At 57.7% G+C, this 6000-nt stretch carries 3 protein-coding genes and 1 tRNA gene; 3 read left to right on the forward strand and 1 reads right to left on the reverse strand.

Going from position 1 to position 6000, the window contains the following annotated elements; all coding sequences use genetic code 11:
* The first annotated feature begins 162 nt into the window (after positions 1-162).
* Positions 163-753, forward strand: a complete 591-nt coding sequence (locus HRF49_02975) for a transglycosylase SLT domain-containing protein (protein ID MEP0813614.1) — start codon at positions 163-165, stop codon at positions 751-753.
* A 95-nt stretch (positions 754-848) separates the two neighbouring features.
* Here the strand turns inward: HRF49_02975 and HRF49_02980 are convergent, their stop codons facing one another.
* Positions 849-3917: a PQQ-binding-like beta-propeller repeat protein gene (locus HRF49_02980; protein MEP0813615.1), complete on the reverse strand. Its 3069-nt coding sequence runs from the start codon at positions 3915-3917 to the stop codon at positions 849-851.
* 251 nt (positions 3918-4168) lie between these two features.
* On the opposite strand from HRF49_02980, the gene HRF49_02985 reads away from it, so the two are divergent.
* Together HRF49_02985 and HRF49_02990 are read left to right on the forward strand one after the other, a co-directional pair.
* Positions 4169-5377 (forward strand): hypothetical protein, encoded by a 1209-nt coding sequence (locus HRF49_02985; protein ID MEP0813616.1) that lies wholly within the window; start codon positions 4169-4171, stop codon positions 5375-5377.
* 114 nt (positions 5378-5491) lie between these two features.
* Positions 5492-5580, forward strand: a tRNA-Ser gene (locus tag HRF49_02990).
* The last annotated feature ends 420 nt before the right edge of the window (positions 5581-6000 follow it).

The raw sequence follows: 6000 nt of genomic DNA on the forward strand, positions 1-6000 counted from the left end.
AGCTTGCCGTGGTATTGGTTTGCTCGCGCCTCTGTGCTAGCATGGCGGCTCTCGGTTTTGGGGACCGGAGGAAAGTGTATGGGAAAGACTGGAGGAGCGCCCTTCGGGGGAAGGGGGCGACACCGCCTTTCACTTTTCGTATCGGCGTTGGTACTGGTTTGTTTGCTTTCGGCTTGGCCCGCATTTGCTCAGGGCCGGCCGACGCTGGACGAATACAAGAAGGACAAGGGCAGGGTGGAGGCGTTCCTGGCCGACTACCTGGAAAGCGAGTGGGGGCTCAAGGGCGAGAACACCGGCAAGCTTGTCGGATGGGTTGTCAAATACTCGCTGGCCAACGATACCGATCCGCTTATTCAAATGGCGCGAATCCTCAAGGAGAGCAGCGGCCGTCACTACAGGCTCAACTCCCGCGGAGAGCGCCAGGTCGTCAAGGGCGACGGCGGCTCGATTGGGCTTTCGCAGGTTCATCCGTTCTGGATAGGCAAGACTGTATCGGGCGAAAAGATAACCAAAGAAAAGCTGCTTGATCCGGAAAGCAACGTCCGGATCGGAATCCTCCTTTACAAACGCTACGACTATGGCGATTATATGGAGGCATTGACTCATTACAACAATCCGAAGGCGAAATCCCCAAACACGTACGCCAAGAATGTGGACAGGATTTACAAATATATGTTGACGAAATTCCGCTCATTCGAATACATACCGCCGCCGGTGAAAAGCGCCCAAGGCTCCGCCATTCTCGTTCGATAGAGCATTCCCAAAATCACGCTGTTCGGCGCGCGCGGGTGTAACTCGGTGAAAAAAAAACGCCGCTCCAAGGCTGGAGCGGCGACAGTAATCCGACTTTAAGGTATCGGCGGCCCGATTACGTACAAGCTGTTATCCCTGCTTCCGAAGTAAATTCTTCCATCCGGACCAATCGCGGGACTTGACTGCACGTCGTTCGCCGTGAGTGCGGCCCAGTTCAAAGTGCCTGTGTTGTCGACGCTGTACAGCTTGTTGTCGAAACTGCCGAAGTAGACGTTTTGATTCCTGTCCGTCATCGCGATTGAAGAAATCCAGCCTGCGGTCGCGTATTCCCAGTTGAATGTTCCGTCGGGCCACAGTGAAGTGAGAAATCCAGCGCCGTCTCCGACGTAAATCATTCCGTTTTCGCCGACCGACACGGAGGTTGGCTGGCCGTCGCAGGTATATGCCCAGGCGAAAGTTCCGTCCGGGTTGATGGCGTACAGGTTTCCGTCTCCGCAGCCCGCATAGACCGTTCCATCCCGCGCGACGGCGACGTTTGAAGCGTCTACGTCCGCCATCGTATACGTCCAACGCTCATCGCCCCAGGGGTAGCGGGAATAAACGTTTCCGTTGAATGCAGTGAAGTAAACGTTTCCCTCTGGATCGACCGCGGCGGCGTACGAAATCATCGATCCCGTTGCCACGTTCCATTTCTCCGAGCCGTCGGGATTGACGGCGAAGAAATCCCCGTCCCAGTTGCCGAAATAAATCGTGCCGTCGGGGCCGACGACAATCGGTGCGACGATCTGGCCGGTCGTATCGAAGCTCCATTTCGGCTCGCCGTCGGGAGAAATCGCGTACAAGCTGAAGTCGGAGCTTCCCACGTAAATCGTTCCGTCGGGGCCGATTGCAGGGCTGGATTCGACCCGCGCGCCCGTGGTGAAACTCCATTTGAACGCGCCGCTCGGCCAAAGCGCGTATAGCTTGTGATCCTCGCTTCCGAAATACACGGAGCCGTCGGGGCCGATTACGGGGCTCGATCGCACCTGGTTTCCTGTCGGATAGGAGTAAGCGAACGATCCTGAATCCGGCCCGATCAGATTCGTGACGGAGTGGTGCATCGCGTTTCCGCCGTATTGCGGCCACGTGGTCTCATTGACGAACAGGATTGCTTCTGCCGTCGCCTGCGCGCCGTCGTCGTCTGTGACTCTCAACTTCGGACGGTACATTCCGCGAAATGCGTAACTGTGCTGGGCGTACGGAGTGTCCGAGTAAGAATCCCAAACCCCGTCGCCATTGAAATCCCATTCGTATCCGACGAGCGTTCCGCCTGGATCGTCAGAATCGGTGGCATCGAAAGTTATCGCCTGGCCGGTCAGCGCCGAGTATTCCCAAATGCCGAGTATCGCGTTCGGTGGGAAGTTCGACGGGCTGTTGGCCGTCACTTGAAGAGTATCGGTCGCCGTCGCGCCGCCGTTGTCGCGCACTCTTAGCTTCGCGGTGTAGCTTCCGGCGGCGGTGTACGTGTGCGACACGGTCGGATCTTCGCCGAACTCGTCGTACCCGCCGTTGCCGTCCCAGTCCCAAGCGTATTCGACTATCGTACCGTCCGAATCGGCCGAGCCGCTCGCGTTAAAATTGACCGTGAGCGGAATGATTCCCGATGAAATAGGTGCAGTGAGGTCCGCTGCCGGCGGATTATTGATCCCTCCCCCCGGTCCCGAAACCTGGATTGCGACGGTGTCGACGTCCCAGCTTCCCTCGTCGTCCGTCACGCGGAATTTGGCGTTGTATAGCCCCGGCGTGTCGTAATTCTGCGGCGCGGGATTTGGTTCCGCGGCATCCGTGTAATCGTAAATCCCGTCGCCGTCAAAGTCCCAGGCGTATTCGGCAATCGTGCCGTCGTCGTCTTCTCCGATTCCGGTGAACGTCACTTCAAGCGGCGCCTGACCGAACGCGGGATCGGCGCCGGCGCTTGCCACCGGCCTGCTGTTTGCCGCGATTATCAGCGACACTGCGGCGAAGGCTACTCCTCCGCCGGAATTTGTGCAGCGGACGGAGGGCCGGATGATTCCGGTGGCGGAAGTATCCGCGAAGGCCGTACCCGTCGAGTTGGTTTCGTCGAATACTCCGTCGCCGTCCAGGTCGAAATCGTAAGTTTCTCCTCCCGATGCCGTCAGCGCGATTGAATCGTTGCGCAATCCGCTGGGATTGTCCGCCTGAAGGGTTGCGCGCGGCGCCTCGCCCTCGCCGGAATCAACGGAAACGACAGATGAATACCCGCTCGCGTTGCCGGAAATGTCCAATGCCGCCACCGCGACGTATTTAATCCCTGCCGAATCGAATACTACCCTCGGAATGCCCAACAAGATTGATTCGCGTTTTGCCGGTGCAGAATCCCCGCCAAAATCCGCGTTTTCGATTTTCACTTCGTATCCTGCAAGATCCGCCGCGATAACTTCCGGCCATTCGAGCAGAAATCCGCCGGGGACGGAAGTGACCGTGGGAGCCGCCGGCGTAGGTGGAGGAACGGAATCCGCTTCGTCTTTCGGGTTCAAACCAACGCCCACGCAGTCGAATTTTGCGCCGTCGTACGCAAGAACCGCAACGTAAACAATTCCAAGTTCGGACGTATAGTCGCCGATCGATGTGCCGAGCCGTATTTGCGGATCGCCGAACGGTCCGAGCCACTTCCAAGTTTCTCTGCCGTAATCGGAAATGCCTATCCAATAGCTGCTGGGCGAGCCATCTTCCTTGGGCTTGAGATTCACGTCCGCGGTTAAAAGCCCAGGCTCTTCACCTGCAAGCGGAATCCTGTAAATAGCGTATGCGACCATTCCCGCACCGCCCTCGCCGGAGTCGAATGCGGAAGCCTCTCCGTTGTCAAGTACGTTTCCAGCCTCCAGATATCGCTCAACCCCCGGAACGAACTCGCTGTCTTTGTTCAAGGCGCTGGCGGATTTAACAGCCGCTTTCGTTTCGACGAAACCGCTCGAATTAAGCATTTCCCACGGCTGGATTTGGTCAGCCGGCAGTCCTTCGGGCCATTCGGCTTGGGCGATGTTTGGAGTCGAATAACCCGAAACCGGATCCGGTACAGAAACGTTGTGGTTGGAATTCGAGCAGGATGAAATAAACAGGCAAAGCAAAACAACAGCACCAATCACTTCGGCAAATGTTCGCATCTTTCCCCTCGACGCAAGGAATTTGCGGCGGGGTATCGGGCCGATCCCCTCGGCCCAAACGGCCGCCGCCTTAAAGATACTACCTTAAATGCAAAAATGGTCACCCAAAGCGGCGGCGCGCACTGAACAAACAAACGGAATGCGGGGTATTACTCTTGTGCCTTTGCTGTGTTATTCTTGTCTGCGCCGGTTTTCCACTGCGATGCCGGCGGCCGAAATTTGATGCCGAAACGAAAGGGGGTTCATTCATAATGCGTTTGGCCATTGCTTCCATGGTACTGTCCGCTGCCGCATTGTCTTGGCTGGTTTCCGCCTGCTCCGCCGCAAAATCGGGACGCTTGACGGGAGCGGGTGTCGACCCCGAGATTCGCGCGATCGGCGCTCTGCCTTTGCCGGACTTTTGGACCGAAAAAACCGACGGGGGCAACAGCATCGTCCTGTCCGGGGACGGGCAGGCTTTCGCCAGGATTACCTACAATCCGGCTTCGTACAGGTTTGAAGGCATCCGGTTGTCCGGCGGCTGGTCGGCCGGCGACGCGGTGTCGCTTGCGATAGTCGTGGAGCCGGGCGTTCTGGATTTCGGCGTCGCGCCTTTTTCCTTAAGCACGGCGGGTGCAGCCGAGCTCCGCTTTTCCGCGGAGCCTGAGCGGGCCGATCGCATCGTTTCGATTGCCCCCGACAGCGCGTTGAGCTCGGTGCCCGATTTTGCGATGGTTTCGGACGGGGCGGGAGGCGCGACTTGCACATGGTCATACCGCAATCAGGGCGACCACAACCAGGACGGCGAAGTCGGCGTGGCCGATATCACGCCGATAGCTTTGAATTTCTTGGAGCCGGTTTCCGGCCCGGACGACCCGCTCGCGCCGATCGACAGCGACGAAAGCGGCGAAGTGGGAGTATCCGATATCACCCCGATCGCTCTCAACTACCTTCGTGTGTTGACCGATTTCGAATTGCAATTTGGGGCGGACGGCGAAAACTACGCGCAGATCGTGCTCATTCCCAGAGCCGACGGAGTCCTTCCCGACGGAGGCGGATACCTGGAATACGAATACGCGCTCGCGGCGGTGTCGGACGGCTACTACCGCGTTGTGCCCTTCGACGGCACGGACGGCACTTACGGTATTCCAAGCAACGCGGTTCATTGGGAAGGCGGCGGATCGGTGACGTTCACTATTGCGCTCGCGACCGCCGGTGTAGCCGGATCCGGAACGGAAGCGGATCCTTATATTTTCGATCAGGAACAGCCTTACGATTTCACGGCGATGCGCGGCGAGGAGGATATAACGGATCAAGTAACCTGGGAAGCCAATCCGCCGTTTGTAGCGACCTGGAGCGCGGCGACTCCCGGCCGGATTGATTCGCTCATTCCGATTGCGGGCGATTTCACGGTGCGCGCGGAATTCGACGGCGAGTTAAGCAACATACTTTACTGCCGCAAGCCTCTGGTTACGCCTTAAATGTAATGGCGATGGCCAAGCGGTCCCGGATTGCGGGGCGTTGGAAAACGGAAGATTGACTCGGCGCCTTGGCGCGCGGAAGCTGGCGTATTCTCTGGTAGAATACCCGCCCGCGGAGAGGTGACCGAGCGGCTTAAGGTGCATGCCTGGAGAGCATGTGTGCGGTGAATACTGCACCGCGGGTTCAAATCCCGCCCTCTCCGCTGTTTAGCAGGTAAAACAGGCTCTCATACTAGGCCGGAAGTTCCTTCAATACTGGCTATAAGGCGTCTTTGGATATCAGAATCCGGTCGGTTAAATCCCCTGTTTGCCGATTTATACAAGGGTGGTTCCTGTTAAATCCAGCATCGGCAATCTGGCCAATCTCTCTTGCCGTCCGTCGGAACCAGCCCCGCGCAACCAGCAGCGCACCGCGCATGTCACCAGGTTTTCTGCGATGTCTGCTTAGCCCTTATCCCTGCAATCCTGTCAGCGAATTCCAAAGCAATCTTGCCGGCGCTCCACACCCATGTCCCTAAGCATAGTGTACTTTTTGATGCAGCTTCGGCGTTAGTTTTCGCACTCATCTTGTCCTGTGCCGCACGTATCAGCTCATCGCGCATTTCAATTTTAGGCCCCTTTTC

The organism is bacterium, assembly GCA_039961635.1.
Taxonomy (GTDB): domain Bacteria; phylum 4484-113; class 4484-113; order JAGGVC01; family JAGGVC01; genus JABRWB01.

Bases quoted from the DNA above. Each gene is read 5' to 3' on its own strand.
- HRF49_02985 (MEP0813616.1), top strand. From the start codon at position 4,169: ATGCGTTTGGCCATTGCTTCCATGGTACTGTCCGCTGCCGCATTGTCT.
- HRF49_02980 (MEP0813615.1), bottom strand. From the start codon at position 3,917: ATGCGAACATTTGCCGAAGTGATTGGTGCTGTTGTTTTGCTTTGCCTG.